General features: G+C 37.9%; 21 protein-coding genes. 7 read left to right on the forward strand and 14 right to left on the reverse strand.

What is annotated here, in order from left to right; all coding sequences use genetic code 11:
- Positions 1 to 282: 282 nt before the first annotated feature.
- Complete coding sequence (locus HNP38_RS15320) at positions 283 to 3159, forward strand: histidine kinase (RefSeq protein ID WP_184191101.1); 2877 nt, start codon at positions 283 to 285, stop codon at positions 3157 to 3159.
- The gene (locus HNP38_RS15325) at positions 3128 to 3859 is read left to right on the forward strand and encodes a LytR/AlgR family response regulator transcription factor (protein WP_184191103.1); all 732 of its coding nucleotides are present in this window, start codon (positions 3128 to 3130) and stop codon (positions 3857 to 3859) included. The genes HNP38_RS15320 and HNP38_RS15325 overlap by 32 nt, the downstream gene beginning before the upstream one ends.
- Positions 3860 to 4522: 663 nt before the next feature.
- Here HNP38_RS15325 and HNP38_RS15330 read toward each other — a convergent pair.
- Both HNP38_RS15330 and HNP38_RS15335 read right to left on the reverse strand, forming a co-directional pair.
- Entirely contained in the window at positions 4523 to 5221 is a 699-nt protein-coding gene (locus HNP38_RS15330; protein ID WP_184191105.1) for a hypothetical protein, read from the reverse strand.
- A 115-nt stretch (positions 5222 to 5336) separates the two neighbouring features.
- Positions 5337 to 6869 (reverse strand): M20/M25/M40 family metallo-hydrolase, encoded by a 1533-nt coding sequence (locus tag HNP38_RS15335; protein ID WP_184191107.1) that lies wholly within the window; start codon positions 6867 to 6869, stop codon positions 5337 to 5339.
- A 183-nt stretch (positions 6870 to 7052) separates the two neighbouring features.
- Between HNP38_RS15335 and HNP38_RS15340 the strand changes: the two genes are divergently transcribed.
- On the forward strand, positions 7053 to 7370 hold the full coding sequence (locus HNP38_RS15340) for a winged helix-turn-helix transcriptional regulator (protein ID WP_184191109.1): 318 nt from the start codon (positions 7053 to 7055) through the stop codon (positions 7368 to 7370).
- A 115-nt stretch (positions 7371 to 7485) separates the two neighbouring features.
- On the opposite strand, the gene HNP38_RS15345 is transcribed toward HNP38_RS15340, so the two are convergent.
- The 5 genes from HNP38_RS15345 to HNP38_RS15365 all read right to left on the reverse strand — a co-directional run bounded on the left by HNP38_RS15345 (position 7486) and on the right by HNP38_RS15365 (position 14812).
- Positions 7486 to 8934: a TolC family protein gene (locus tag HNP38_RS15345; protein ID WP_184191351.1), complete on the reverse strand. Its 1449-nt coding sequence runs from the start codon at positions 8932 to 8934 to the stop codon at positions 7486 to 7488.
- Positions 8915 to 12106, reverse strand: coding sequence for an efflux RND transporter permease subunit (locus HNP38_RS15350; RefSeq protein ID WP_184191111.1), 3192 nt, complete (start codon positions 12104 to 12106; stop codon positions 8915 to 8917). Before HNP38_RS15350 ends, HNP38_RS15345 begins: the two co-directional genes overlap by 20 nt.
- A 3-nt stretch (positions 12107 to 12109) precedes the next feature.
- The gene (locus tag HNP38_RS15355; protein ID WP_184191353.1) at positions 12110 to 13192 is read right to left on the reverse strand and encodes an efflux RND transporter periplasmic adaptor subunit; all 1083 of its coding nucleotides are present in this window, start codon (positions 13190 to 13192) and stop codon (positions 12110 to 12112) included.
- 139 nt (positions 13193 to 13331) lie between these two features.
- A complete protein-coding gene (locus HNP38_RS15360; protein ID WP_184191113.1) occupies positions 13332 to 13721 on the reverse strand; it encodes a hypothetical protein in 390 nt (129 codons plus the stop codon).
- A gap of 104 nt (positions 13722 to 13825) precedes the next feature.
- On the reverse strand, positions 13826 to 14812 hold the full coding sequence (locus HNP38_RS15365) for a helix-turn-helix domain-containing protein (protein ID WP_184191115.1): 987 nt from the start codon (positions 14810 to 14812) through the stop codon (positions 13826 to 13828).
- A 427-nt stretch (positions 14813 to 15239) separates the two neighbouring features.
- Between HNP38_RS15365 and HNP38_RS15370 the strand changes: the two genes are divergently transcribed.
- From HNP38_RS15370 to HNP38_RS15385, 4 genes are all read left to right on the forward strand, one after another.
- The gene (locus tag HNP38_RS15370; protein ID WP_184191117.1) at positions 15240 to 16229 is read left to right on the forward strand and encodes a hypothetical protein; all 990 of its coding nucleotides are present in this window, start codon (positions 15240 to 15242) and stop codon (positions 16227 to 16229) included.
- A gap of 433 nt (positions 16230 to 16662) precedes the next feature.
- A complete protein-coding gene (locus HNP38_RS15375; RefSeq protein WP_184191119.1) occupies positions 16663 to 17664 on the forward strand; it encodes a hypothetical protein in 1002 nt (333 codons plus the stop codon).
- Positions 17665 to 17849: 185 nt separating this feature from the next.
- Complete coding sequence (locus tag HNP38_RS15380; protein ID WP_184191121.1) at positions 17850 to 18245, forward strand: hypothetical protein; 396 nt, start codon at positions 17850 to 17852, stop codon at positions 18243 to 18245.
- A 33-nt stretch (positions 18246 to 18278) separates the two neighbouring features.
- A complete protein-coding gene (locus tag HNP38_RS15385; RefSeq protein ID WP_184191123.1) occupies positions 18279 to 18716 on the forward strand; it encodes an META domain-containing protein in 438 nt (145 codons plus the stop codon).
- 48 nt (positions 18717 to 18764) lie between these two features.
- Here the strand turns inward: HNP38_RS15385 and HNP38_RS15390 are convergent, their stop codons facing one another.
- From HNP38_RS15390 to glmS, 7 genes are all read right to left on the reverse strand, one after another.
- Entirely contained in the window at positions 18765 to 19022 is a 258-nt protein-coding gene (locus HNP38_RS15390; protein ID WP_184191125.1) for a SemiSWEET transporter, read from the reverse strand.
- Positions 19023 to 19029: 7 nt separating this feature from the next.
- Entirely contained in the window at positions 19030 to 20064 is a 1035-nt protein-coding gene (locus tag HNP38_RS15395) for an NAD(P)/FAD-dependent oxidoreductase (RefSeq protein ID WP_184191127.1), read from the reverse strand.
- Positions 20065 to 20118: 54 nt separating this feature from the next.
- On the reverse strand, positions 20119 to 21057 hold the full coding sequence (gene gldN / locus HNP38_RS15400) for a gliding motility protein GldN (RefSeq protein WP_184191129.1): 939 nt from the start codon (positions 21055 to 21057) through the stop codon (positions 20119 to 20121).
- A gap of 24 nt (positions 21058 to 21081) precedes the next feature.
- Complete coding sequence (locus HNP38_RS15405) at positions 21082 to 22674, reverse strand: GldM family protein (RefSeq protein ID WP_184191131.1); 1593 nt, start codon at positions 22672 to 22674, stop codon at positions 21082 to 21084.
- A gap of 54 nt (positions 22675 to 22728) precedes the next feature.
- A complete protein-coding gene (gldL, locus tag HNP38_RS15410) occupies positions 22729 to 23421 on the reverse strand; it encodes a gliding motility protein GldL (RefSeq protein WP_184191133.1) in 693 nt (230 codons plus the stop codon).
- 60 nt (positions 23422 to 23481) lie between these two features.
- Positions 23482 to 24900, reverse strand: a complete 1419-nt coding sequence (gene gldK / locus HNP38_RS15415) for a gliding motility lipoprotein GldK (RefSeq protein ID WP_184191135.1) — start codon at positions 24898 to 24900, stop codon at positions 23482 to 23484.
- 109 nt (positions 24901 to 25009) lie between these two features.
- Positions 25010 to 26863 (reverse strand): glutamine--fructose-6-phosphate transaminase (isomerizing), encoded by a 1854-nt coding sequence (gene glmS / locus HNP38_RS15420; protein WP_184191137.1) that lies wholly within the window; start codon positions 26861 to 26863, stop codon positions 25010 to 25012.
- Positions 26864 to 26872: the final 9 nt, after the last annotated feature.

A 26872-nucleotide genomic window follows, 5' to 3' on the forward strand; every position in this document is an offset into this window, starting at 1 on the left:
TGTAAAATACTGCCTGAATTCACATCGAATAGTATATTTTAATTTATTTTTTTTAAATTGATTAAAAAATAACCATGACATGAAGAGAATATATATTTATAAGTATCAATTAAAAATCAGTTTCAAAAAGTACTATTCCGAAATAGCCGTATTCAGATAAGATGCAACAGTATGATCTATTCATGTCACTTATACGGATCTATTTTTTCAGGATCTATTAAAAAAATATTTATTGTTCTTTTATTTCTCTCCTCATGCAGACTTTTTTCTCAAATCCCGGGATTGATCAATTATAATCAGGCGGACGGGCTTACGAGTTCCTATATATATAATTTAAGGCAGGATGAGAGAGGATTTATCTGGATTGGCAGCAGCAATGGTCTTTTCCGTTTTGACGGGATCAGTTTTAAACAGTACGGCAAAAAAGACGGCTTGAAAAATGTTGACATCCTTGCCTGTGAAACGGTATCGAAAGACGAAATCTTTATTATTCCGTTTTTAGATGATTTTGCTTACCTGAAAGGCAATAAAGTAATTAATTCTGATATGAATTCTGAACTTAAGAAAATAAAATTCGGTGCAGAAGCCCCCAATTTTATTTCTGATAAAAAGAGGGGTGAAATCATTATTCATATTTATACTAATCCGAAAAATATTTATATTTATAAAAAAGGAAAGGTAAAGGTCATCCCTATTATCATAGATCCGGCTAAGTACGGGCGGGTTTATGCCTTTGATTACAAAACAGATGCTCATCTCCTGTACCTGAAGGATTCAAAAAACCGGATCATTGCTTACGATATAATTACCCGGAAAATTAAAGTCTGTAATCTCATTTTTGGTTCTGAAGAAGTAGTTACTTCTGTGAAAGATAATTTATTTACAACAATCAATAATAAAAAGAATGTAGTATCTGTATATCTCATGGAAAACTATTATTCTTTTAGGAAAATACAACATTATCAATCGCCTGAAAATATTTATTCCTCCGTTATTGATAATAATAAAAAACTTTGGATAGGTTTGGAAAACGGAGGTGCTCTCTATTTTGATCAGTCGTTATATACGCCTTATTCCTTATCAAAACCGGTAAAATTCCTTGAAGATTATGTCATCAATTATATTTTAGCAGACCATGATAACAATCTTTGGTTTGCCACCAGAAACAACGGATTGTTTTTTATTGGCTCTGCTCCTTTCCGCAGCTATATCACCCTGCCTTTAAAAAACAATTCTTCTTACATCACTTCCATTTCATCCAACAGTAAGAATATTTTTTTAGGATACAATACTACCGGCGGCGGGATATACAATTCTGGAAAACTAACTAATCTGACATTTAGTGAAAATAAAAAAAATGAAAATAAGGCAGTAACAGCCAATGAAAAATTTGTATACTTCGCACAAACCAACAATGTTTTTGAATACAATCTTCTGACAAAAAAACAACGTCTCATTAATTTTAAGGGAACTATCAAAAACCTTATTCCTTATGGAAAAGATACTATTTTAGTATGTACCTCCCAGAAACTATTCCTTTATCATATAAATTCCGGTTCTTATACGGAGCTTTGGGACCACAGAACCTATATGGCATTACCTTATGATAAAGACTCTTTACTGGTGGGAACATTTAAAGACCTTTACAAATTCAATATCAAAACAAAAAAAGCAAAACTTTTTCTGGAAGGCTATTATTTTACCGATATCAAAAAGCTCAAAGACAACTTATATGCCGGATCTACCAATACCAGCGGGATCATCCTCTTCAATAAGAAAAATATAGTATGTAAAATAGATGAGAGTAATGGTCTGAGCAATAACCAGGTAAAAAAAATAATGATCGAGAGTGAAAATATATTCTGGGCAAGCACCGAGTCAGGGCTTATAAGGGTTCAGCTTACAGGAAACAAACCCATCATTAATAAATTCACCATTACAGACGGTCTGCCTTCTGATAATGTGGCAGGAGTGGTCATCAAAGGAGACAGCATTTTTGTGGGAACATCTGGGGGATTAGGAATTTTTTCTATAAAGCATTTGCTTACCCAGCAGAAATATATTAATAAAAAAGTGATCGTTAATTCCGTGGTCACAGACGGTAAAGAATATTTTGGGAGCTATGATCGTTTGCATTCCCAAACACCCAAAAACAATATTACTTTTAATTTAAGTTTCCTGGACTATGCATCACAGGGAAAAATAGGCTACAAATATAAACTGGAGGGTTTAAATACCAGCTGGGAAACAACAAACTCATCTAAAATAATTTTCAGTTCCCTGCCTCCTAAAAAATATATATTTAAAGTTTATGGTTTGGGATATAACGGTAAACAATCCGTAATATACACTCAAATTCCTTTTGAAATAAAACCGCGGTTCTGGGAAACAGTCTGGTTCAGGGTACTAGTGGCTATACTCGTCCTGATCATCTGGGCCATAATCATGGGACTCTATTCCCAAAGAAGCCGTAACAAAAAACTAAAAAACATACTTACAGAAAAAAGAATGGCAGAGCTGGAGCTGCAGGCCATCAAAGCGCAGATCAATCCGCATTTTATATACAACTGCCTTAACTCTATAAAATTTTTGCTGTATAAAAAGGAGAATGCGGATGCCGAAAGCTACTTAAAAACTTTTTCCCAAATGATCAGGAAAACGCTACATTATTCGGAAAAAACCTTTATGCCGATCAAAGAAGAAGTTGAATATTTAACACTGTATCTTGACATGGAAAAACTGAGGCTGAAAGATCAGTTTGATTATAAGATCACCGTCTCAGATGATTTGAATCCCGAATGGCTTATTCCTTCGCTATTGATACAGCCCTTTGTAGAGAATGCCATAAAGCATGGTATACCTGCATTAGAGGACAGAAAAGGCTATATTACCATTGATTTCGCATACTCCGGTACCGATTTATGCGTTGTTATTGAAGATAACGGAACAGGAATTAAAGATAAAACAGTGCTGACAAAGAATATAGATTCTTTTGGGGTAAAGCTTTCCCAAAAAAGAATACATACTTTTAAGCAGCTATTTAATACAAAGATCACATTGGAAATAACAGATCTTTCAGAAACTAAACAAAAACCAGGAACACAGATTAAACTTTTTATTTCGCAAAATGAGAACAAAAACACAGGTATGCATCATTGATGATGAACAGGACGGAAGGGACTATATTTCGCTTTTATTAAAAAATGAGTTCCCGGACCTTCATATAGCATTTCAGGCAGAAAGTGTAAAAGATGCCTTTATGAAGCTCACCAAAGAAATGCCGGATATCATTTTTCTTGATGTACAGTTAACTGACGGAAATGCTTTTGACCTGCTTTCCAGATTCAGAAATTTTTCTTCGCAGATTATTTTCATTACGGCCTATGATCATTTCGCTATTATGGCAATAAAGAACGGGGCTACAGACTATCTCTTAAAGCCTATTGACGAAGTGGATTTTGTAGCGGCTGTAACCAAAGCCCTGGAAAATATCCGGAAAAACAAAACCCATTCCTTTAATACTACTATCAGAAGTAAAATTAACCTGCCTACCCTACAGGGCTTTAAAAGTATCGACATTGCGGATATCGTTCGTTGTGAAGCAGATGCCAACTATACTACTTTTTATTTAAGCGACAAGACAAAAATGGTGGTTTCAAAGAACCTTAAAGAATTTGAAGGTCCTCTGGTGGAAAATGATTTTTTCAGGATCCATAATAAGCACCTTATTAACCTGAAACATTTTAAGGAGTATATAAAAGGAAAAGGCGGACAGGTGATCATGTCGGATAATTCCGTGCTGGATGTATCGGTTAGGAAGAAGCAGGAATTTATGGAAGTATTACAGTTATGGGGATAATGGAACACCTGTTACCCAACCGGCAACACTTATACATTCATGCTAAAACCTTATATGGATTTTGACTATTCTTGTACCATCAATTAAAATTTTGATTGTTATGTATTCTCCTATACCGGCCTGAAACGGATACAGAGAATAAAAGAGGTGAAATGAAGATATTAAGCCATAAAACTCAAAGAAAAAGCAGAATGCTTTTTTGTATAAGAAAGCAAAGAGATTCATCTTCGATGGATCATGAAGCAAAAGCTCCATCAGGCAGATTATATCTGCCTTTCTTTGCCTCTTATATTTTGCCGTTTTGAAAAGGTATTTGATATTTTTAATCTCATCAAAGAGAGTCATAAAGCAGTGATGTACATAATATTAGCCTCCAGCGTAGATCTTACAATGTAAAATTGTATATAAATACCAAAATTTATATGATGAGCAAGCCTATAAAAAGTCTTTTAAAAAATGGAACTGTCATTGAAGCAGACTTTTATTGGAAAGCAATAAGTAGATAAATATACTGTCTATAGATCTTCTCCTTAATTATAAAAATGCATGTGCAGGAAAGCCCGGTCAGAGTGACCGGGCTTTCTTTATCTGAAAAAATACATGAGTATTGATCAGATGGTAATTATAATTGAGTTAAAATGAATGTTCATATTGTATGGTGCATTAATTACACATGGTAAGGAACTGATGATTGCTCTGCATTTTAAATTTCGCTTCTGATTTTAATTTATAGTAAATCGTATATTCAAAAGCCTGTACGGATTTTAATTTCTGATCGATAAATTCTGCAATCTGAACCACTGAAAACATAAAATCCCTGTATACTGCCATATCAACGGTCCTTCCATGGCAAGGAAGATAAGCTTTTAAAAAAGGGAGTGTTGACTGATGCTCATGATAATTGATACAATACCCGGCTCCTTCCCGCGAAGTAATGATCCCGTAATCGTTGATATAATCAAGAATACTTCCGTTTTTCCCGGAAGACCTATTATTTTTTGAAAAATGCCTGTTGATCTTATCCAGGATATGCTGGGCATATTCCATCATGGTAATGTTTTTCCATTCAAAAATATGATTCATTCCCCTGAAAGAGACAGGCTTTCCATTCTCACAGTTTGTACAGAAAGATAACCCAATCTTTTCATGGTAAGGGAAAAAACAATCTTTGATCTGAATGGATGCTTCTGTCTGAAGCCTGTCATTCGCAAAACTGTAATACAAGTAAGGACTGTAGAGTTTCGCCAGATTTTTAAGGTAATCTATTTCACTGGCATTATGATATTCTTCAAACCATTTTTCAAGATGGTCATAATAATGTTTTTCAAACTCTTTAAAACTTAAATAAAAGGGCAATTCCATAGCTTCGTATTTTAATAAGACAAAGCTATTCCGCTAATACGACAGAACTTGACGCATTATTTTTATTTTATTAAAATCTTTAAAAATAGAATACATTCAATTGATTATCAATGATTTACTGATCATAATTTTTCATCATGTATTCAAAGTAATGGATCATTTTCATATAATTTTCTATACTGATGTATTCGTTGGTACTATGGATACTCTGTTTCTCCAGATCATTGATCTTAACAGGCATGAACCTGTAAATATTTTTACTTACGATCTGGTATTTGTAGGCATCCGTAGCTGCAATAGTAAGATAAGGGGTTATCACAGCATCGGGGTGAATTTCCCTGATGGCGTCTTCAATACAATGAAAAGCTTTTGTATTTGTCGATGAAACCATAGAAGCTTCTTTGGTATTATCGATCTCTTCTACTTCAACATCAAAGCCTTCCGTAGCTTTTGCAATGTGCTCTTTAACATCTTTCACGGTATTTCCGGGAAGCAACCTGAAATTAACTACAAATTCCACTTCGGGAGAAAGAACATTGGGCCCGTCACTGCCTTTCATCATCGTTAAAGCCGTAGTAGTCCGCACCAAAGCATTGGTACTGTTATTTTTCGTAAGCTGTGACAACAGAACCGGCTTCAGCAGCCATTGGTTGGCAATAGCAAGCCTGTTGGCAAACGGCATTGCTCCTCCTACATTATCGAAAAATTCTTTAATAAGCGGAGTGATCATCGGTTTCATCTGGTCATTCTCCAGCCTTTGCATAATAACCGCTGCTTTCCCGATAGCACTTTCCATAGGAGGCATGGAAGAATGCCCTCCCAATCCTTTTACCTTTATTCTCGCCGACAGGAAGCCTTTCTCTGCACAGCCTATTACTGCAATATCTGAGCTGATTCCTTTAATACTTCCTTTTTCCAGGATCAATCCGCCTTCATCATATACTGCATCAAATACCAGCCCCTGTTTTTTAAAATATCCTGCAATCTGTGCAGCTCCCTTTATTCCTCCCACTTCTTCATCAAAACCGAATGCCAGGTAAATGTCACGCTGCGGAACATATCCTTTTCTGATCAGATTATTCATGGACTCCATGAGGGAGAAAAGCATTCCTTTCATATCTATTGCACCCCTTCCATAAATTCTTCCGTTGGCCACCGCTCCTGAAAAAGGGGCATAATCCCAGTATTCTGCTATTTTTTTAACGGCAGGTAACGGCTGATCATTAGGTCTGAAAACATTCTGTTCATTATTTTTCACACCGGCATTTCCTGGAGGTACAACATCCATATGGGAAAGAAACAAAATGGGTTCAAGGCCGGGTTTACTTCCCTTTAGCCTGAAAACCAATCCATGTTTATTGATCTCATAGTTTTCTGTTTTCTGATAAACCAGCGGATAAGATGTTTTTAGATATTCTTTGAAAGCATCAAAAGTCATATAATCAAAACTTCCCAATTCTCCCGTAGAAACCGTAGGGATTTTTATTCCTCCTGAAAGCCGAAGTACCGCAGAATCATCTTTTACGGGCTTCCAGCCTTCTTTAGCTTCAGGGCTGTTCTTTTTGAAGGGATAGGTAAATGTTCTGATGAACACAACAGCAGCGAGGATGATAAGAGCTCCCAGAATTATTAAAAGAATCTTTTTCATGGTTAATGATTTGCGTGGTAATCAGCAAATATAGCATCTTTAGCCGTTTTAAGAAATTTAATCTGGCATTCTTAAGCAAACTACTCTATAATATGTCAAATTACCACCATGTATCAATAGGTTTTTAGATTTCATGTACTTAAAATAACTATTTTTGTACAAATATTTTTTTAAAAAAACAAGATGTCAAAAAAAGATGACCCCAAAAAAAATGAGAGTGCGGAAATTTGCCCTGCACAATCTCTTTTAAAGTTGCTTTCAGGAAAATATAAACCTGAAATTTTCAGCTTAGCGATTCAGGCTCCTTTACGTTTCAGCAACCTGCTGCGCCAGATAGAAGGGTCCAACAAACAATCCCTTTCAACAGCATTAAGGGAGCTGGAAGAAGTGGGTATATTAAAAAAAGTTGTCATTAAAGAAAAACCTTTACATATAGAATATTATCTTACTGAAAAGGCAGAATCGCTTATCCCTATTTTTAAGCAGCTGGAAGGATTTTAGATCTTATACAACGTAAAATTTTTGGAGATAGTGATAATACCTAAAAATATTATAAAATAAAAGGGTTTAATTCTAAAAATGAATTAAACCCTTTTCAATAGTTAAAACTCAATGATTATTTCCAGCCTCCGCCAAGGCTTTTATAAATATCTACTACTGTGCTTAGTTGTTTTTCTTTCGCCTCAATCAGCTCCATTTTAGCATCCAGCGCATCTCTTTGATTTAACAAAACCTCTAAATAATCAGCTCTTGAATTCCGGAACAACTGATTAGCAATATCAATGGACTGCTCTAAAGCTTGGGATTCCTGCGATTTCAGCTGATAGTACTGGTCTATGTTTTTGACCTTCGACATTAGATTGGCCACATCCAGATAAGCATTCAGAATCGTCTTATCATATTCATATAAAGCCTGTATCTGCCTGGCATCTGCTGTTTGGAAGTTAGCTTTGATAGCACTCTTATTAATTAACGGCCCTGCAAGTTCTCCCGCTAAACTGTAAGCGACGGACTCGGGCATTTTAACCAGATAAGAAGGTTTGAAAGCTTCCAGCCCTAAAACAGCTGAAATCTCAAGCGAAGGATAAAACTCTTTTCTGGCAGCTTCCACATCCAGTTTTGCTGTTTTTAATTCAAATTCCGCCTGCTTTATATCCGGACGGTTCGCCAGCAGTTGTGAAGGAATCCCCGTATAAACAACTTGTGGAACAGTAGACATAAAGCTTTCTTTTCTTCTCACAACCGGCTGGGGATATCTTCCTAAAAGTGCATTAATCTGATTTTCTTTTTCCGTAATCTGCTGACGCAGGGTATATTCAGACGCTTTGGATTTCGCCAGTTCAGCTTCAAATTTTTTCACCGCAAGCTCCGTTGCAGCAGCAGCCTGCTTCTGGATCCTGGAGATTTCCAGAGCCCTTTCCTGAAGCCTGATATACTGCTGAATAATATCCAGTTGATTATCCAAAGCCAGCAATTCGTAATAATTGTGGGCAACTTCTTCCACCAGGTTAGAAAGAACAAAGTTTTTTCCTTCAACGGTGGAAAGATAATGGGCAATTGCCGATTCCTTCTCAGTTCTGAGCTTTTTCCAGATATCGATCTCCCAATCAGCCACCAGCCCGCCTTCAAAATTTCCCAGCGGATCAGGCATTTCTTTTCCCGGCTCTATTTCGGTGGTTGCATCCCCGGCACCCTCACTGGTGTAACGTCCTGCTTTACTGACTCCCGCTCCTAATTTTGCTGCGACTGCAGGATTCAGCTTGCCATTTTTATAAAGTACTCCACTTTTTGCTATTTCTATTTCCTGAAGGGTGATCAATAGTTCCTGATTATTTTTTAAGGCTGTTTCAATAAGATTTACCAGATCAGGATCAGTAAAAAATTGTCTCCAGGGAGTTGTTCCGCTGTTTGTATCCGCTTCCTGCTGTTCCTGTTGATTAAAGTTCTGAGGCAGATTTTCTTTTACTTCATCTTTTATAACGGTCGCCATAGGAGCCTTGCAGCCTGCCAAAACAAGTGATAAGGCAATGGCAGTGATTATTCTTTTAGTCTTCAAATTTTCCATCATGTTGGTAAGGTTCGGTTTGTTCGGTTAAAGGGTTTTCTTCTTCATATCTTGCCAGTTTCGATTTTTCTGCGATCAGTCCGAAGATGTAATAGAGCCCGGGAATGATCATCAGCCCGAATAGGGTTCCTATAAGCATTCCGCCGGCAGCAGCAGTCCCTATCGTCCTGTTTCCTATAGCACCCGGCCCGGTCGCTACCACCAGCGGGATCAATCCTGCGATAAATGCAAATGAGGTCATCAGGATAGGGCGAAAACGGATCGCAGCTCCTTCAATGGCGGCTTTTGCCACAGGAATTCCTTCTTCTGCCTTCTTCTGAACGGCAAATTCTACGATCAATACGGCATTTTTCCCTAACAGTCCTATGAGCATCACCATTGCTACCTGTGCATAAATATTGTTTTCAAGCCCTAAGAGTTTCAGGCATAAAAAAGCCCCGAAAATACCCGTGGGTAAGGATAAAATAACGGGTAACGGCAGGATAAAGCTTTCATATTGTGCAGAAAGGATCAGGTAAACAAATCCCAGACATACCAGGAAAATAAATACGGCTTCATTTCCGCGGCTCACTTCATCTTTGGAAATTCCCGCCCAGTCTATCCCGAAGCCTCTTGGCAATGTTTTATCCGCTACTTCCTGAATGGCCTTAATAGCCTGCCCGCTGCTGTACCCGGGCGCAGGAGTACCGCTTACCTCGGAGGAATTATACATATTGTGCCGGGTAATTTCGGATAAGCCGTATACTTTTTCAAGCTTCATAAAATCCGAATAGGGCACCATCTGGTCTTTGTCATTTTTGACATACAGCTTTAACAAATCGCCCGGTATTGCACGATACTGCGGACCTGCCTGAACGATCACCTTATAAGGCCTGTCGAAACGGATGAAGCTTGTTTCATAATTTGAGCCTATAAGGGTAGACAGATTGTCCATTGCATTCTCAATCGTTACTCCTTTCTGCTCGGCCAGATCATTATCAACCTTTAACATATATTGGGGGAAACTTGCCGAGTAGAATGTAAATGCAGAACCCAGCTCAGGACGTTTCTTAAGCTCTTTTACAAAATCATTGCTTACCTGCTCCATTTTATGGTAGTCCCCGCTTCCGGCTTTATCCAGCAGACGAAGCTCAAAACCTCCTGCCGCACCATAGCCCGGAATGGAAGGCGGCTGAAAGAATTCGATATTGGCTCCGGGAATGTTTTTAGCCTTCTCTTCCAGCTTCTCTATAATCCCGGCAGCGGATTCTTTACGGTCTTCCCAGCTTTTAAGGTTGATGAGACAGGTTCCTGAGTTTGATCCGGTACCTTCCGTCAGTATTTCGTAACCTGCCAGTGAGGAAACCGACTGTACTCCGTCAATATCTTCCGATTCTCTTAAAAGCTCTTTCGCAATCTGATTGGTTCTTTCCAGCGTAGATCCCGGCGGGGTCTGGATAATCGCATAGATCATCCCCTGATCTTCACCCGGAATAAACCCTGAAGGAAGGGAATTGCTTAAAAAGAATGTACATACACAGAATACCAAAAGTAAGGGCAGTGTTATCATTTTTTTGGTTACTGTCCTGTTCAGCAGTTTTTCATATCTTCCGGCCCCTTTTGTAAACAGGTCATTGAATTTCCCGAGAAACATAGTAACCGGGGTTCTCTTTTTAGCCTTTCCGTGATTGTTTTTTAAGATCAGGGCACATAATGCCGGAGTAAGTGTTAATGCTACAATTCCTGAAAGAATAATAGAAGAAGCCATAGTAATGGAAAACTGACGGTAAAAGACTCCGACGGGCCCGGACATAAAGGCTATGGGAATGAATACGGAAGCCATCACCAAAGTAATGGCGATAATAGCCCCGCTAATTTCATGCATGGCTTCTTCTGTAGCCTTCAAAGGTGAAAGATGCTTTTCTTCCATCTTGGCATGGACGGCCTCAATGACCACAATAGCATCATCCACCACTACCCCGATGGCCATGACTAAGGCAAAAAGCGAGATCATATTCAGGGTAATCCCGAATGCTGACATCACGGCAAATGTTCCTACTAATGAAACCGGAACCGCCAGAGCCGGAATGAGTGTAGAGCGCCAGTCTCCCAGGAAAAGAAATACAACGATGGCAACCAGTATGAAGGCCTCGAACAATGTATGCACCACCTTTTCCATGGAAGCATCCAGAAACCGGGAAACATCGTAGCTGATCTCATAGTGCATTCCTTTCGGAAATGTATTTTTCTCAAGATCAGCCATCAGTGTCTTTACATTTTTGATCACATCGCTGGCATTTGACCCGTAAGATTGTTTCACGGTAATGGCCGCAGACGGCTTTCCGTTCAATGTAGAATAGATATCATACATTGAGCTTCCGAATTCAATATCTGCCACATCCTTCAGCCTTACAAATTCACCATCGGATTTAGCTTTCAGAATGATATTTCCGTAATCCTTTTCATTATTGAAACGTCCTGGATATTTCAGAATGTATTCGAAAGACTGGGAACGTTTTCCGGAACTTTCCCCTGTTTTTCCGGGAGATGCTTCAAGGCTTTGCTGGTTTAACGCTTCCATGACTTCGTCTGCTGAGATATTATACGCTGTTAATCTGTCCGGTTTCAGCCAGATACGCATGGCGTATTCACGGGTTCCCAAGATATCGGCAAAACCAACTCCGCTCACTCTTCTTAATTCGGACATCACGTTGATATCCGCATAATTGAAGAGGAATTTCTGGTCTGCTTTCGGATCGTCACTATACAAATTAATGTACATCAGCATATTAGGTTCTTCACGGGTAATTTTTACACCTTCACGAACCACCAACGGAGGCAGCTTATTCACTACGGAAGAAACGCGGTTCTGAACATTTACTGCTGCAACATTAGGATCAGTCCCTAAATCAAATATGAGCTGGATGGATGCTTCCCCGTCATTTCCGGCATCGGAGGTCATGTATTTCATACCCGGAATACCATTCAAGCCTCTTTCCAACGGAATAACTACGGATTTGATCAACAACTCGTTATTAGCCCCGGGATATTCTGCAGTAATATTTACTTTGGGAGGGGAAATGGATGGAAACTGTGTTACGGGAAGTTTGACAAGGGACAATATTCCTAAAAATACAATAATCAGTGAGATGACAATAGACAGAACGGGTCTGCGGATGAATTTCTTAAACATAGTCTATTCTGCTTTTAGTTTCAATGATTGAAGGACTTTTTTGGGATCCTGGAATTTCGTCTTCACTTTCTGATCGTCTTTTACCTTCTGGACGCCTTCAAGAAGAATTTTATCATTGTCAGAAAGCCCGGAGGCAACTACATAAAGATCGGGAAGCTCATAAGCCACTTTTATATTTTTAGATTTCACAATTCCATTTTTATCTACCACGAAAACATATTTCTGGTCCTGAATCTCATAGGTAGCTTTCTGCGGGATGATGAGAGCGTTTTTAACGGGCAGGGTCATCTGTACTTTACCTGTTTCCCCATTTCTCAGCAATCCGCCGGCATTGGAAAATTTTGCCCGGAAAGCGATATTCCCGGTTTCATTGTCGAATTCTCCTTCAATGGTCTGGATCTCCCCTTTTTGCGGAAGAGGCTCCCCATTGGCCATGAGCAGGGTGACCTGGTTGCTTCCCCTGTCATTGACATGGGTCTGATAGTTCAGATATTCCGGTTCTGAAACGTTAAAATAACTGTAAACTTCAGTGTTGTCTGATAAGGACGTCAGCAGATCTCCTTCATCCACCAGGCTTCCCAGCTTCAGGGGAATTCTGTTGATCACTCCTGAAAACGGGGCCTTGATATCTGTAAATGACAGATGGATCTGTGCCAGCTTCATCTCTGCATTGGCTGCATCAAGTTTAGCCCTGGCCATTGCTCTTTCGTTGTTAGAAACAATATTGTTGCCGGCTAATGTACTGGCGTTTTTCAATTCTATGGAGGCCTGCTCCACTTCTGCTTTTGCTTTCATCACTTCTGCCTGGTACAACTGGGGCATGATCCGGAACAGGGTCTGCCCGGCATGAACATATTGGCCTTCATCCACATAGATCTTTTCCAGGAAGCCTTTTTCCTGAGCCCTGACCTCAATATTTTTTACAGACCGGATCTGGGCAACGTATTCTTTATTGATGACCGTGTCCTTCTTCAATGGTACGGTAACCGGATAAATACCTTCTTCTTCTTTTTCCTGTTTTTTAGTATTACAGCTAAGACATAGCATGAGGGCACTGAACGCAATGCCGGAAACAACTCTTTTCATCATAATTCCAGAGTATATAATTCGTTAATGTTTAATAGATAAATAATAGCGGGGGATTACGCTGCAATCACTTAAATGCACAACGTAATATATTTCTGTTCGTGGTTCGTACAGAAAAATAATTTAAAAAAAGAAAATTCTAAATCCTAATGGATCGTATAAGAATGAATTTTTTTATCGTAGAAAAACGGGAAAGAAAGTCATATACAGCCGGTTTGAGCCGCTTAGTGCTACGTAAACCGAAAATATAGACCATACTGAACACTCCCGCCAGCACAACTATTGCCTGCAGAGTATCTGACAGCTGAAAATCATCTTCATTGAGCTCCAGGGAATAATTTCCAAGATCATCTGCGGATTGTTGAGCAGAAAGCTTTTCGTAGATCTGATTCAGGCGGTTAGCTTTTTTTGGAGGGTGATGAGAAATATTCCCTGAATCAATATTCTGGAGGGTTTTGACATTCATTCTGCTTTCCACCACAAATAGCAGAAACAGACCTGTCAGAAAATATACTATAAAATTTCTCATTTGAAGATGCAAATCTACATCTGTATCTGGATAGTTGAATGCAGATTAACAAAGTTTAACTTTCCTTTAAATAAGCTGAATAAGCATGGTTAAACAAAATGTGGCTATTTTTTAAGGATCTTTTCTATATATTCCGATGGCGTGATTCCTTCAATCTGTTTAAAAACCCTGTTAAAAGTAGACTGGTTTGAAAATCCGGAAGCTGTATAAATATACATCAGTGTAATTCTATTGAGGTCGTTTTCCTGAATGAGTTTTTTCACATTATTCACCCGGCAGGTATTGAGATAATGGTTGAAATTGGTATAACCGTTCAACTTAATTGCCTTGGAAATATAAACATTGTTGGTATTGAGTAATGAGGCCAGCTTAGAAATAGTGAAATCTGTTTGTTTGAAATAATCATTTTCTACGATCGGCTGTATTTTTTCAAATAAGGAATGATATTTCTCAATGGCTTCTGCAGGATCATTTTCAGGAATAACCGGGGATTGGCTGTCCCGTTCGGAAATTCCTTTTTTTCTTATAAATTTCTGCTCCAATTCTATCTTTCCTATTTTATCCTTGTAATACAGTAATAGGGAAAATACTATGATATTGGCTACAAATACAAATGTATCTGAAATCCTGAGCTGGTTTTTATCCTTAAAAGTAAAATAATTGAAATTGTAAACACTCGTTAAAAGATTCACCGCTACAATCAAAGCCACTACATACAACGTATAAAAGTAAACGTACTTTTTCTCAAGAAAGATATAAGCGCCCAAAGGTACCGGCAACAGCCACATACTGCTTGAAATGGAATACTGCCATAAATTGAGCATAATAAATGAGGCAAAAACCGGAGCTGACATCAAATGCAGGTGAACAACTTTTTTGATATCATAAGATTTATATAGCAGCAGCCATGTATAAGAAAGGGTGCAAAAATAAATAAAGGTATAGTAAGCAAATAGTTTATCCTGTATGATAAAGTAAAAGATAAGACTGTATAACCCCAATATTATTAACATTAAGTATACATACCTGGCTACAAGTTTTCTCTTCAGCAAGTCCACAGACTTTTCCAACATTTCTCCTTCACTGATCATTTGATAGTGTTTTTTTTAAAATGATTTACGTATATCTCTGATTTACAAAGGTATGAAAAATATTAAGTGAAATATGGAATTTGGGTTCTGATAAACTTTTTTGATTGGTTTCTCCAACTAATTTTGTAACACAAATCAAACATACAAATTATAAACAGATCATTATTAACGACATAGTATCAATTTTTAAATTTTCCATTTACATTAAAAACACAATATGATGAATTATTTTAGCTACTATTTTTACCGGATTTTTCCCCTAAGTCAATCCGAAATTATAAAAATTCCGTAAGTTTTTTCTTACAAATCTCAAAAAAATCATAAAACACAAAACCATATATCATTATTTCTTAAAGGATGTATTGCCCAGCTATAGAAAACCATAGCCTGATCAGCATTGTCCAAAAAATTATCAAACATTTTAGTTATGAAAAATAAGTTATTTCTAATGGGATTTTTATTTATTTCAATTTTCCCATTTGCACAAGTAGGTATAAATACCTCTAATCCGCAAAATACATTCCATGTAGACGGATCAAAAGATAATCCTACTACGGGGACTCCTTCTACAGCACAACAAGCCAATGATTTCATTGTGACTTCCAACGGAAGTACCGGAATAGGAACCACATCTCCCGATGCTTCTGCTATCCTGGATGTAAAATCGACTAACAAAGGGATCTTAGGCCCAAGGATCAGTTTATCCTCCAATACCATGCAATTGGGCAGCAGCCCGAATGCAACAGGGCTATTAATTTATAATACCGGACCGGCTCTTCCTTCAGGTTATTATTTCTGGAATGGCTCGGAATGGAGGGTATTCAATACATCATCCGGAGGGAATCAATCTTCGGCCAACATTGAAAGTATTGCCGTAATGGGGCCCTTAACATCTACAGCTGATAACGGAAGAGCTGGATATGCTATTTCTATCACTACTCCTGACGGTAAATTTTCGGTACGATGCTTTATTCCCACCGGCAGCGCGTTTGCAGATGTAAACCTCCAGATCAGAAATAACAGCACTTCCGTCGTAGAAATAATTTCCAACGGGCATTACCTTTGGAGCGGAGCAGGCGGATATATGCAAAATCAACTGAGGCTGCCTGCCGGTGCATGGGCAGGGGATAATGCCGCTTCCAGCGCTGCACTTATTGATGCAACAACAGGAGCAAGAATACAGACTGCTTCAACCAATCCTTACTGGGCCGATCCCGGAGTGTATGCCGGAGGAATGCCGGAACAAAGAATTTATGCCTGGACAACTAATGATGGAAACGATAAAGTGTTCTATAAGATGTATTTCATGATGGGGTCTTCAACTCCCGGCAATGCAGGAAATACCACTAATTGTCCTGCCGGAACATGTAATACAACAAAAGCATTTTTCACAATAGATCAGATCAAAGCATTGTAAAATTTATTTACAAATACAATTTAAGGGGGGGGGATTTTGCCCCCCCCCTTTATGCATTTATAATAAAGGGCTAAAAATTACAAAAAATTAATACGAAATAAACATTTATTTTCGTATATTTATAAAAATTTAATATACATATATAAATAAAACAATAAAATACATATAAAAAAATTAAATATAAAACATATTTAATACTCTTCTAAGTGAAATAAATAACACAAATGCAGTCTTAGTAAATATTTAAGTATTAAACAAAATAATTGATCTGATGTATTACTACAATATTTATCAATTAACCTTTTGTTTGCAAACTATTTCTGAATTAAATTCAGATATCAAACGTAGATATAAAATACTATCAGAATATAAATCTTTAAAATCACGGGTTTTATTTTGATCACAACCAAAACAACTATGAAATATCTTAATCATGAAAAACAGACTATTTTTGACAGGTTCCCTTATTATTTCTATGCTCTCATATGGCCAAGTAGGCATTAATACCGTTAATCCTCAAAACACCTTCCATATAGACGGTGCAAAAGACAATGCTACAGCAGGGGCTCCTTCTACAGTACAGCAGGCTAACGATTTCATTGTGACTTCCAACGGAAGTACAGGTATAGGCACAACCATCCCCAATGCTTCCGCCATACTGGATGTAAATGCTACCGACAAAGGAATATTGGGCCCAAGAATCGCTTTAACTTCTGCCACCATGCTATTAAGCTCAAATCCCAATGCCACCGGACTGCTCATCTATAACACGGGCCCGGCACTGCCTGCGGGATATTATTTCTGGAATGGTACCGAATGGAGAGTATTTAATACAGCTTCTTCCGGCGGCGGCGGAAGCAATGGCCCGATTGCAAGTATTGAAAGCATTGCCGTAATGGGGCCTCTAACGTCTACATCCGATAATGGAAGAGCTGGATACGCCATCGCAATCACTACTCCTGACGGCAAATTTTCGGTGCGATGCTTTATTCCTAGCGGTACTGCATTTGCAGATGTAAACCTCCAGATCAGAAACAACAGCGCCTCTATCGTAGAGATAATTTCTAACGGCCATTATCTTTGGAGTGGTGCCGGCGGATATATGCAAAATCAGCTGAGGTTACCCGTAAGCGCATGGGCCGGGGATAATGCGACTTCCAGCTCCGGGCTGGTAGATGCAACAACAGGTGCCAGGATACAAACCGCTTCAACCAATCCTTATTGGGCAGATCCGGGAGTGTATGCCGGAGGAATGCCGGAACAAAGAATTTATGCATGGACCACCAACAGCGGAAGTGATAAGGTGTTTTACAAAATGTACTTCATGATGGGATCTTCAACGCCCACCGATGTAGGAAACGCCACCAATTGCCCTGCAGGAACATGTGGTACAACAAAAGCATTCTTCACGATAGATCAGATTACCGCACCCTAATACTGACTGAAGATGATACAAAACCAATAAAGGGAGTTTTTTGACTCCCTTTTTTCGTAGCAACACACCCGGAAAATATTTATATTTTAAATTAATTTATGTAAAATTAACAGATAAAACTCAAAAATATTTGTAATTTTATAAAATATTAACACCATTCATGACACACCTAATCACTTATTACCATGAAAAAATTATTACAAACAATGATGATCAGCCTGGCTGTACTTTCTGTAGCAGCGTGTAAACACTCTGTAAAGGAATCAGAAGCTATCTCAGAAAGCCCTCCTGCCATATCTGCGAATAAAATAGTCAAAAAGGTCTACACCGACAATTTTGGGGACCAAATGGAAGTTACCGTTAATGAAACCCGGAATACGGTAGCCATACGCCTGAACGGTAAATCCTATGAATTGAAAAAGAATGAAGACCTGCCGGAATATACAGCTTCCAGTCCTGAATATCAGTATTCTGATATCAGAGGAAATATCACTTTTTTGAAAAAAAATGTCGATATGGTTCTATTTCACTCCAAAAGTAACGGAAAAGAGAAAGCTGCCGCCAAGATGGCATCTTACTAACCATTCTTTTCAGTATTCTTAAAATAAATAACTATGAAAAAGATATACTTCTACCTGGCTTTCTTATTTTTAGCCCTTCTCATCATTTCGTGTAAAAGTAAAACACCATCTGCCCAAAACTCTAATGATATTACGAGTAAAACCTGGAAACTTATGGAAATTAACGGACAGCCTTTACAGCTTAAAAATAGTAAGAATAATCCTTATTTCTCTTTGGATAAAGCTGAAATGCGGTATTCGGGTCACGGAGGCTGCAATGGTGTGAGCGGAACATTTGAAATAAAGCCTGAAATGATGCGTATAAAATTCAACCAGGGAATGTCCACTATGATGGCCTGCGATGATCTGGAAACCGAACAACTATTCACTAAAGCCCTGCTTGCTGCTGACAATTATACTCTTAACGGAAATACTTTGTTCCTTAACAAGGCCAGAATGGCTCCTTTGGCAAAGTTTGTACTGCAAGAATAAATAAGTCATAAACTTTAATAAAAGAAGCTTTTACAAATTTGTAGAGGCTTATTTTTTTCTATAAATCATATAGCAGATCAATAAAGTAATGTTTAAGAGAACTGAAAAGGTATTGGATATGATAATGGGCCATTCGCCTTTAATAATACCGTACCATACCCATAAAGAAACCCCGATAATAAGAACGAGCAGCATCACCCATGAAAGGTCTTCAACGTTCTTTTCTTTGAGCACTTTTACAAGCTGTGGCACCATGGATATGGAAGTAAGTGTTCCCGCAATAATCCCCAAAATATTTTCATTCATAGTCTTATCATTTAAATCTGGTCAAAGAGACCTCTTCCGGTAACGGAATATTATTTTCAATGCAATCATATAGACTTTTAGAGAAATAACACCCATTCAAAATTCCTCTGGCTCCTAAACCATTGAACACGTGTAAACATGAGTAATCGGGATGCTTTCCTATGATAGGCCTTCTATCTTTAACTGTAGGCCGGAAGCCAAAATTAACTTCACCTATTTCAAAATCATATGGATAGAATCCTGATAGCCCATTTACCAATTGCTCAACCGCCGAATCATCAATGTGATGATGCAGCTGCTCCCTGTCATAGGTACCTCCATAAAAATGAAGATCATTATTAACAGGAAATAAAAAGTGTTTCTTTTTAATGGTAATATCATCAGGAATTGCTTTTGAAAGCCTTAGCTTTATATGATGACCTTTATTCGGGTTAACCTGGATATCTGAAAAAAACGGATTCTCTTTTACTCCCATTCCTTCACAAAAAATAATATTTTTAAATGTAAAATTCTTGTAAGACGATCCGGAAACATTTAAGAGGGCATAATTGAATTTTTCTCTGACCCATTTTGAATGGTCTTCAAAATGTCTGAACAGATCATTAAAAAAACCTGCTACATCCAACCTGGCAGACTGATCTACTTTTCCGGAACCAAAGTCATTTTTAATGATATCCAACTTCCTGAATTCTTTGCTCAAAAATTCTTTCAAATCTTCATTTTCAGATTTTTTCAGCCATAGATGCTGTTCGTTCTCATCATGAAATATCCTGTGGATGGGGGCATCAATCAAATAGTTTTTTCCTGTATAAACTTCTATTTCATCAAGCGTTGTTTTAAGATGATCTATCTGCTCCTGAGCTTTCCAGAATGTTGTAAATTTCTTCAACACTACAGGATTGATAATCCCCGCAGATACCTGTGAAGCACTTTTTCTTCCTTCTGAAAAAATAACAAAGGATTTTTCATTCTTTATTAGCTGATGGGCAAAGAAAAGTGCGGCATAGCCATCCCCTACTATTATATAATCTACATTTTCCATAATAAAAAAACCTGAGTAAAAATACTCAGGTTTTGTATAAATATCAAGTGAAATTTAGTAATTCCACATATCATTTTCCATTTGAAGAATCTGCTCTTTAATTCTATCGCTTTCTTCTAGCTGCTCTTCAGCATTTCTTGGAATATAATCTCTGATAGTCCCATCTCCTAAACCGGTTGTTGACTTATAAATAATGGAAGAAAATCTTCTTGCATTGATTAAATCATCAAATGAAAGGTCTGCAGATGAATTCTTTTTATTGAATACATAGTTATTGGCCAAGATATCTCTTGCTGTAGGATAATAAATCCAGAAAAGATCAATAAGCTCATCTGCACCTGCTAAAGGCTGACCATCTGGTCCCGTTCTTCCCTGAACAGCTGGATCCGGTCCCATTGCAGCAATACCAAGCGGTCTGTACTTCATCTGACCATCTCTTTTATCCACAAACCACATACCCATTATTTTAAGAACTTTAACTTTATCTGTAGTCGTCTGATAAATATCTGTATATTCTTTTTTCTCCTGCTCTGTTAATTGTCTTCCGGAGTTAAGGATATCTATTGCTGCATCAGAAACTCTTACACTTTCTAATCTTTTTTGGATACCATCAGGTGTAAGTTTCGTTACAAAATTCTCATCATCGTATACTTCCTGAATCTTACCTGTAACGGCTGCATCCAGTAATAACTGATATAACGATCTTGTAGGTGTAGAAAGTAAACCATCCGGATTATCATAGTAGAAAGGCTGGTTGATTTTATCATTCATGTCAATGATCTCCCACACAAACATACTCTTCAGAACGTCTTTCTCTTCAACAAACCCATACTCCAAAGGTTTAACCGTATTATCTATAATAGTATCTCCAACCTTCTGTTTTTTCTCATCTCTCATCCTTCTGAATTCTTCAGGGGATGAAGCATTCAGGATGGTCTGGGAAAACATGAATCCCGAAACTAATACTAAAAGACTGCTTATATATTTTTTCATAATGTTATTTTAACTTATTAAACCTTATTGAACATTAATAACAACAGGAGTTATATTCTTAATTTGCTGGTTACCTAAACCTGTAGCTGTAGCTTTGATATCAAATACATATACTACATCACCTGATCTTAAGTTTCTCATTAATCCGCCTGCTTCACTTAAGGTATTCCCTTTGATCAGCAATGCTGCCCTTCCAGGAACCTTAACCATGAACTGGTTAACTGTAAATGATACAGGGAAATCGAAATCCGGGATCGCCGCTTGTACCGTTTGGTTAGGTATTGATGTTGCCGGCATTCCCAATACATTCTGTCCTCTCATCTGTCCTTGTGGTGCAGGTACTCCTTTAATTCTATATTCAAATACCTGAGAAATTGTTTTACCTTTAGGATCTGTTCCTGATAATGTTAACTTAACTGTAGTCCCTGTAGTAGGAGTAACAATCCATTTTCCTGGCCCTGTACTTCTTACAGATGCTCCCGGAGCGGATAATGACAGCTTAGAATTATCAGCACCTAAGATTGATCCTGTAACAGGGTTTTCAAGTCCTCTGTACATTACATTCATCTTATCTGCAGATAATATTAATCCTTGCTGAAGTTTCACTAACTGCGGACCTGCAATTACATTATAAGTATGCGTCCAAGGGAATGTCTGAGGTTTTCCTGAAGCATCAGTTAAGGTAATATTACCACTTAAGGTACGCTTTCCTTCACCGGTTCCGGAAATCGGGATAATACCTTTTCCGTTTTCTACTTTGCTAACGCCGGTAATATTAATTTTATTACTATTGGAATAAGTCCCTAGCATTACTTTAACTTCAGCCTGCTGTCCTGCCTGAATATCCACAGGTCCTGAAACAATCGGTTCATAGCTGCTGAATTTGATGCTGGCATCCACTTTTTCCTGCAATAACATTGCTAAGGCATCAGACTGTACATTTCTGGCATCATTTTGGATGATCTCCAAGTTAGAGATAGCCCCAATCAAAGGCTGATGATAGAATTTATTCTGAAACCAGGTTTTTTCATTAGGTGATTTACCTTTAGGATATTCAGCGATCAGAGATTTGTTGGCTCTGTTCACCAAATCCTGTAATTGAGGATTTTTTCCAAAGGTAGTATTAATATAATCTCTTACAGCATCAATCTTAGCTTTCAGATCATTTGCTCCTTTTGAAGGTGAATTTTCGTCTCCTTCTTTGAAGAAATATTCTGTTGCACCTTCATTATTGTTAAGTGCTGAGAAGTTCTCACTAACATCTATAGGTTTTCCGGTCGCCGGATCTTTTTCTATAAACTCAGATTCTTTTTTCAGTTTATCTTTGATCTGTTCTGCATGAGAAACTAAATCATTGATCTTCTGCTTCAATATTTTATACTGTTCCCAAGGCTGAGCATAGGTATCCGGTACCTGTTGAGCCTTAGCCTCTAAGGTTTTCTCAAAAATATCCTCATTCTTCTTTTCTGTTAACAAACGGGTTTCTCTTAATGATACCGTAGAGTCATAATATGATCTGATGATTTCCGCATCAATATTTAGGGCCATCATAGCGATGAACACCAAATACATGAGGTTGATCATCTTCTGACGTGGAGTCTGTTTTCCTTGTGCCATTCTCTTTTCTTTTGTTTTTGATTAAGTAGTTAAATTTTTAGAAATGGTTGGGAATTAAGACTTCATTGCAGTTAACATACCGCCATAAACTCTGTTTAAGTTGTTCAAATTAGATGTTAAACCTAGCAACTCCTGATTGAATTTTTCAGATTGTTCAACAGACTTCTGCATATCTGCTACATATTTATTAGCAAATTCAGTCTGTTTTTTACCGTTTTCTATCTGCATTGTATATAAAGCATTCATGCTTTCCATGTGCTGAGCTGCTTTATTCAATTGATCGTTATATTTATGGGTAGATGCTGAAACATCAACAGTCTGATTAATCTGGTCAACAGAGCTTGAAAACTTATCGATACCTGTTCTTAGTCTTTCAAACAACTGAACATCCAACTTTGCATCTGCAAGCATTTTATCTAATTTTCCTGCCAATGAATTTTCCAATTCAGCAAAATGATCAATATTATTTTTAGAAGAGACATTAGAATGTAATGGGTTTGGGTTTGCATGCTTATCTAATAGTTCAGGATAAACATTTTCCCATGCATAAGATTCCTCTGATTTCGGAGGGTCAAAAGCAAAAATGATAAAGATAATAGCTTCAGTAATAAGTCCCACAGTAAGAGCAACGTTACCTGTAATAGGTCCCAGGTTAATGTGAGTAATTTTAAGCCAAGCTCCAAGAATTACAATTGCAGCACCGAACGAATAAAAGAAATTCATCCAAGCATCTTTAGTCTTAAACATATATTTAGTTTTTTTTAATGTTAAATAAAATTGTTATTGAAAATAAATGGTCTGATCTGATTATCTGTTAACTCTTTTTGGTTTAACAGCCGCTTCAGGGATATCCTGTACCGTTCTAAATCCGATATAGCTTCTTGCAGAATCTTTTCTTTCCCAGTCTCTTGCTCCTGTCATAAGCATATAGCCTATATCTTTCCAAGAACCACCCCTTACAGACTTTTTAGTATCTGTTTTGTCCTTAGTAGACGGATTTAATGTAGAAGAGAATCCATATGAAGAATTGTTATAAGCAGATTCTGTCCATTCAGAAACGTTTCCTGCCATATCAAATAATCCAAATCCGTTTTTCTTAAATTTCTTTACTGGAGCTGTATATGTATAAGTGCCCTTTTTATCGTCTTCCATATAATTACCTCTCTTAGGCTTGAAGTTTGCCAGGTAACATCCTCTGTCATCCATCAGGTAAGGACCTCCCCAAGGATAAGTAGCATTCTGCATACCTCCTCTTGCTGCATACTCCCATTCCATTTCTGTAGGAAGACGGAATTGCATTGGTCTTTGTTTTTTCTTTCTTAAGCTTTCGTTATAATCACTCTTAAGTTTTGATCTGAAGTTACAATAAGCTCTTGCCTGATCCCAGGTTACCCCAACAACAGGATAATCTTTATAAGCTTTATGCCAGAAATATTGTTCGAACAAAGGTTCATTATAAGCAAAATGGAAATCTTTTACCCACACTGTTGTATCAGGATAGATCGCAATGCTTTCACTCTTAAGATAGTTTACCCCTCTTTCGTTTTCAGCAAGTGCCGTCTCCATATCTCCCCACTGGTAAGTGTATTTCAATTTACTTACATCTAAAATCCTTTCGCTTCCCACTCTGGAAGATGCAGGTAAGTACATGGATTCCAAAACTTCTGCATATTCCACATCCGGATACTTGGAAGTATTCCAGTGTAAAGGGATTTTCCAGTCCAGTTTCTTATTTGGATCATAGCCACCTTCTTCACGGCCACCCTGACCTTCTAAATATTCCTGATAAGGTGTTAAATTTTCTTCTTTTTTAGCAAGGTATGCATAATCTCCTATGCCTGTGCCCCTACCTCCACCTTCTCCGCCTTCTCCGGCTGCTTCGGCAAGTAAAGTTCTCGCAATGGAATCTCTTACGTAATTGATAAATACCTTGTATTCCGCATTAGTAGTTTCCGCTTCATCCATAAAGAAGGAAGAAACAGTCACAGTTTTCAGTGATGTTTTCTCAGGACTGTTGGTAAGATCCTGATCTGCCAAACCTGCAATGAATGAACCTCCAGGAATGCTAATCATACCATATGGCCTTTCCGCAACAAATGATTTTGTTTTTTCTCTTGGTATCAATTCTCCTTTTGTTCCTGGCTTCCCTACAGAAGAGTTACCACCACCTGAACAAGATACCGATGCTACCGACGCAGACAATAATAAAAGAAATATCCTTTTCATGTTAATTTTTATAATTAAGCCGTAAATATATAATTTTTTTAAGAAACTTTTAAGATTTTTTTTGAAATAACGAAATAAATCTAAATTTATTTTATTAACAAGTTTTTTTTTATTCCACGGTTACAGATTTTGCCAAGTTTCTCGGCTGATCTACGTTGGCTCCTCTATACACAGCAATGTAGTAAGCCAACAGCTGTAAAGGTACGGATGCAACAATAGGAGAGAAGCATTCTGAGGTCTCAGGAATTTCAATAACGTAATCTGCCATTGAGCTTACCTGCTGATCTCCTTTGTTTACCACGGCAATCACTTTTCCTTTTCTGGCTTTGATCTCCTGAACATTGCTTACAATTTTATCATAATGCCCTTTTTTAGGTGCGATAATCACAATAGGCATATTTTCATCAATCAGGGCAATAGGGCCATGCTTCATTTCTGCAGCCGGATATCCTTCTGCATGGATATAGGAAATTTCTTTCAGTTTTAAGGCTCCTTCCAATGCGGCAGGATAATTATATCCACGGCCTAAATAAAGGAAATTGGTCGCATTCACGAAATCTTTTGCAATATTCTGAACCAGCTCATGGGTGGTTCCTAAAACTTCCTCTACTCTTTTAGGAATAGCATCAAGCTCTGCAATAAGGCTCATAAATTCTGCATTCCCCAATGTTCCGTTATGTTTCCCTAATTTAAATGCGATCAGGGTAAGAATGGTCAGCTGAGCCGTAAATGCTTTTGTGGAAGCAACCCCTATTTCAGGACCGGCATGGGTGTATGAACCTGCGTCTGTGATCCTTGCAATAGAAGAATCTACCACATTGCATATCCCGTATATGAATGCTCCTTTTTCTTTAGCTAATTTCAGGGCTGCCATGGTATCCGCAGTCTCTCCTGACTGAGAAATAGCAATAACAACATCTTTATCCGTAATAATCGGGTTTCTGTATCTGAATTCTGAAGCATACTCTACTTCTACAGGAATCCTTGCATATTCTTCGATAAGATATTCCCCGATAAGACCTGCATGCCATGAGGTTCCGCAGGCAATAATGATGATCCTGTTTGCATTTTTAAACCGTTCTACATGATCCCAGATCCCGGCCATTTTAATGACTCCTTCGTCCACCAGAAGCCTTCCTCTCATGGTATCATGAATAGATTTTGGCTGTTCAAAGATTTCCTTCAGCATGAAATGCTCATACCCTCCTTTTTCTATTTGCTCAAGGCTTAATTTCAGTTCCTGAATTTCTGCCTCTATCTTAGAGTTATCATTAATGGTTCTTATATCTACTCCTTTTTCCAGTGAAATAGTAGCCATATGGCCCTCCTCCAGATAAATAGCCTCTTTTGTGAATTCTACGAACGGAGACGCATCAGATGCTATAAAATATTCTTTATCTCCAATTCCTATTGCTAAAGGAGAACCCAATCTTCCTACTACCAGTACTCCCGGATAATCTTCGTGCATCACTGTAATGGCATAAGCGCCATACACTTCATTAAGGGCGTATCTTACTGCTGTAGGGAAATCGGTTTCAGTGTTTATATCCGTAAAATACTGGATAAGGTTAACCAATACTTCCGTATCTGTTTCGGACTTGAAAGTATAGCCCTTCTCCGTAAGCATTGTTTTGATGGTGTCATAATTTTCGATGATCCCGTTGTGAACAATCGCTATTTTACCATTATTGGATACATGAGGATGGGAATTTCTGTCGCTTGGGACTCCGTGAGTAGCCCATCTTGTATGTCCCATTCCTATCTTGGCAGTCCCTTTAAGCTGTTCGGAGATATTGACAAGATCATCTACTTTACCTTTGGTTTTTTCAACCTCAAATTTATTGTTAGTACTTTCCAGAACAATTCCGGCACTGTCATATCCTCTATATTCTAATCTTCTAAGACCATTAATTACAATATCGTAAGCGTCTTGAAATCCTGTATATCCTACTATTCCGCACATATATTATTA

Origin of the sequence: Chryseobacterium defluvii (genome assembly GCF_014204415.1) — a bacterium.
Taxonomy (GTDB): Bacteria; Bacteroidota; Bacteroidia; order Flavobacteriales; family Weeksellaceae; genus Chryseobacterium; species Chryseobacterium defluvii_A.

Bases quoted from the DNA above. Each gene is read 5' to 3' on its own strand.
- HNP38_RS15325 (WP_184191103.1), top strand. From the start codon at position 3,128: ATGAGAACAAAAACACAGGTATGCATCATTGATGATGAACAGGACGGA.
- HNP38_RS15330 (WP_184191105.1), bottom strand. From the start codon at position 5,221: ATGGAATTGCCCTTTTATTTAAGTTTTAAAGAGTTTGAAAAACATTAT.
- HNP38_RS15335 (WP_184191107.1), bottom strand. From the start codon at position 6,869: ATGAAAAAGATTCTTTTAATAATTCTGGGAGCTCTTATCATCCTCGCT.
- HNP38_RS15340 (WP_184191109.1), top strand. From the start codon at position 7,053: ATGTCAAAAAAAGATGACCCCAAAAAAAATGAGAGTGCGGAAATTTGC.
- HNP38_RS15345 (WP_184191351.1), bottom strand. From the start codon at position 8,934: ATGGAAAATTTGAAGACTAAAAGAATAATCACTGCCATTGCCTTATCA.
- HNP38_RS15350 (WP_184191111.1), bottom strand. From the start codon at position 12,106: ATGTTTAAGAAATTCATCCGCAGACCCGTTCTGTCTATTGTCATCTCA.
- HNP38_RS15355 (WP_184191353.1), bottom strand. From the start codon at position 13,192: ATGAAAAGAGTTGTTTCCGGCATTGCGTTCAGTGCCCTCATGCTATGT.
- HNP38_RS15360 (WP_184191113.1), bottom strand. From the start codon at position 13,721: ATGAGAAATTTTATAGTATATTTTCTGACAGGTCTGTTTCTGCTATTT.
- HNP38_RS15365 (WP_184191115.1), bottom strand. From the start codon at position 14,812: ATGATCAGTGAAGGAGAAATGTTGGAAAAGTCTGTGGACTTGCTGAAG.
- HNP38_RS15370 (WP_184191117.1), top strand. From the start codon at position 15,240: ATGAAAAATAAGTTATTTCTAATGGGATTTTTATTTATTTCAATTTTC.
- HNP38_RS15375 (WP_184191119.1), top strand. From the start codon at position 16,663: ATGAAAAACAGACTATTTTTGACAGGTTCCCTTATTATTTCTATGCTC.
- HNP38_RS15380 (WP_184191121.1), top strand. From the start codon at position 17,850: ATGAAAAAATTATTACAAACAATGATGATCAGCCTGGCTGTACTTTCT.
- HNP38_RS15385 (WP_184191123.1), top strand. From the start codon at position 18,279: ATGAAAAAGATATACTTCTACCTGGCTTTCTTATTTTTAGCCCTTCTC.
- HNP38_RS15390 (WP_184191125.1), bottom strand. From the start codon at position 19,022: ATGAATGAAAATATTTTGGGGATTATTGCGGGAACACTTACTTCCATA.
- HNP38_RS15395 (WP_184191127.1), bottom strand. From the start codon at position 20,064: ATGGAAAATGTAGATTATATAATAGTAGGGGATGGCTATGCCGCACTT.
- gldN (WP_184191129.1), bottom strand. From the start codon at position 21,057: ATGAAAAAATATATAAGCAGTCTTTTAGTATTAGTTTCGGGATTCATG.
- HNP38_RS15405 (WP_184191131.1), bottom strand. From the start codon at position 22,674: ATGGCACAAGGAAAACAGACTCCACGTCAGAAGATGATCAACCTCATG.
- gldL (WP_184191133.1), bottom strand. From the start codon at position 23,421: ATGTTTAAGACTAAAGATGCTTGGATGAATTTCTTTTATTCGTTCGGT.
- gldK (WP_184191135.1), bottom strand. From the start codon at position 24,900: ATGAAAAGGATATTTCTTTTATTATTGTCTGCGTCGGTAGCATCGGTA.
- glmS (WP_184191137.1), bottom strand. From the start codon at position 26,863: ATGTGCGGAATAGTAGGATATACAGGATTTCAAGACGCTTACGATATT.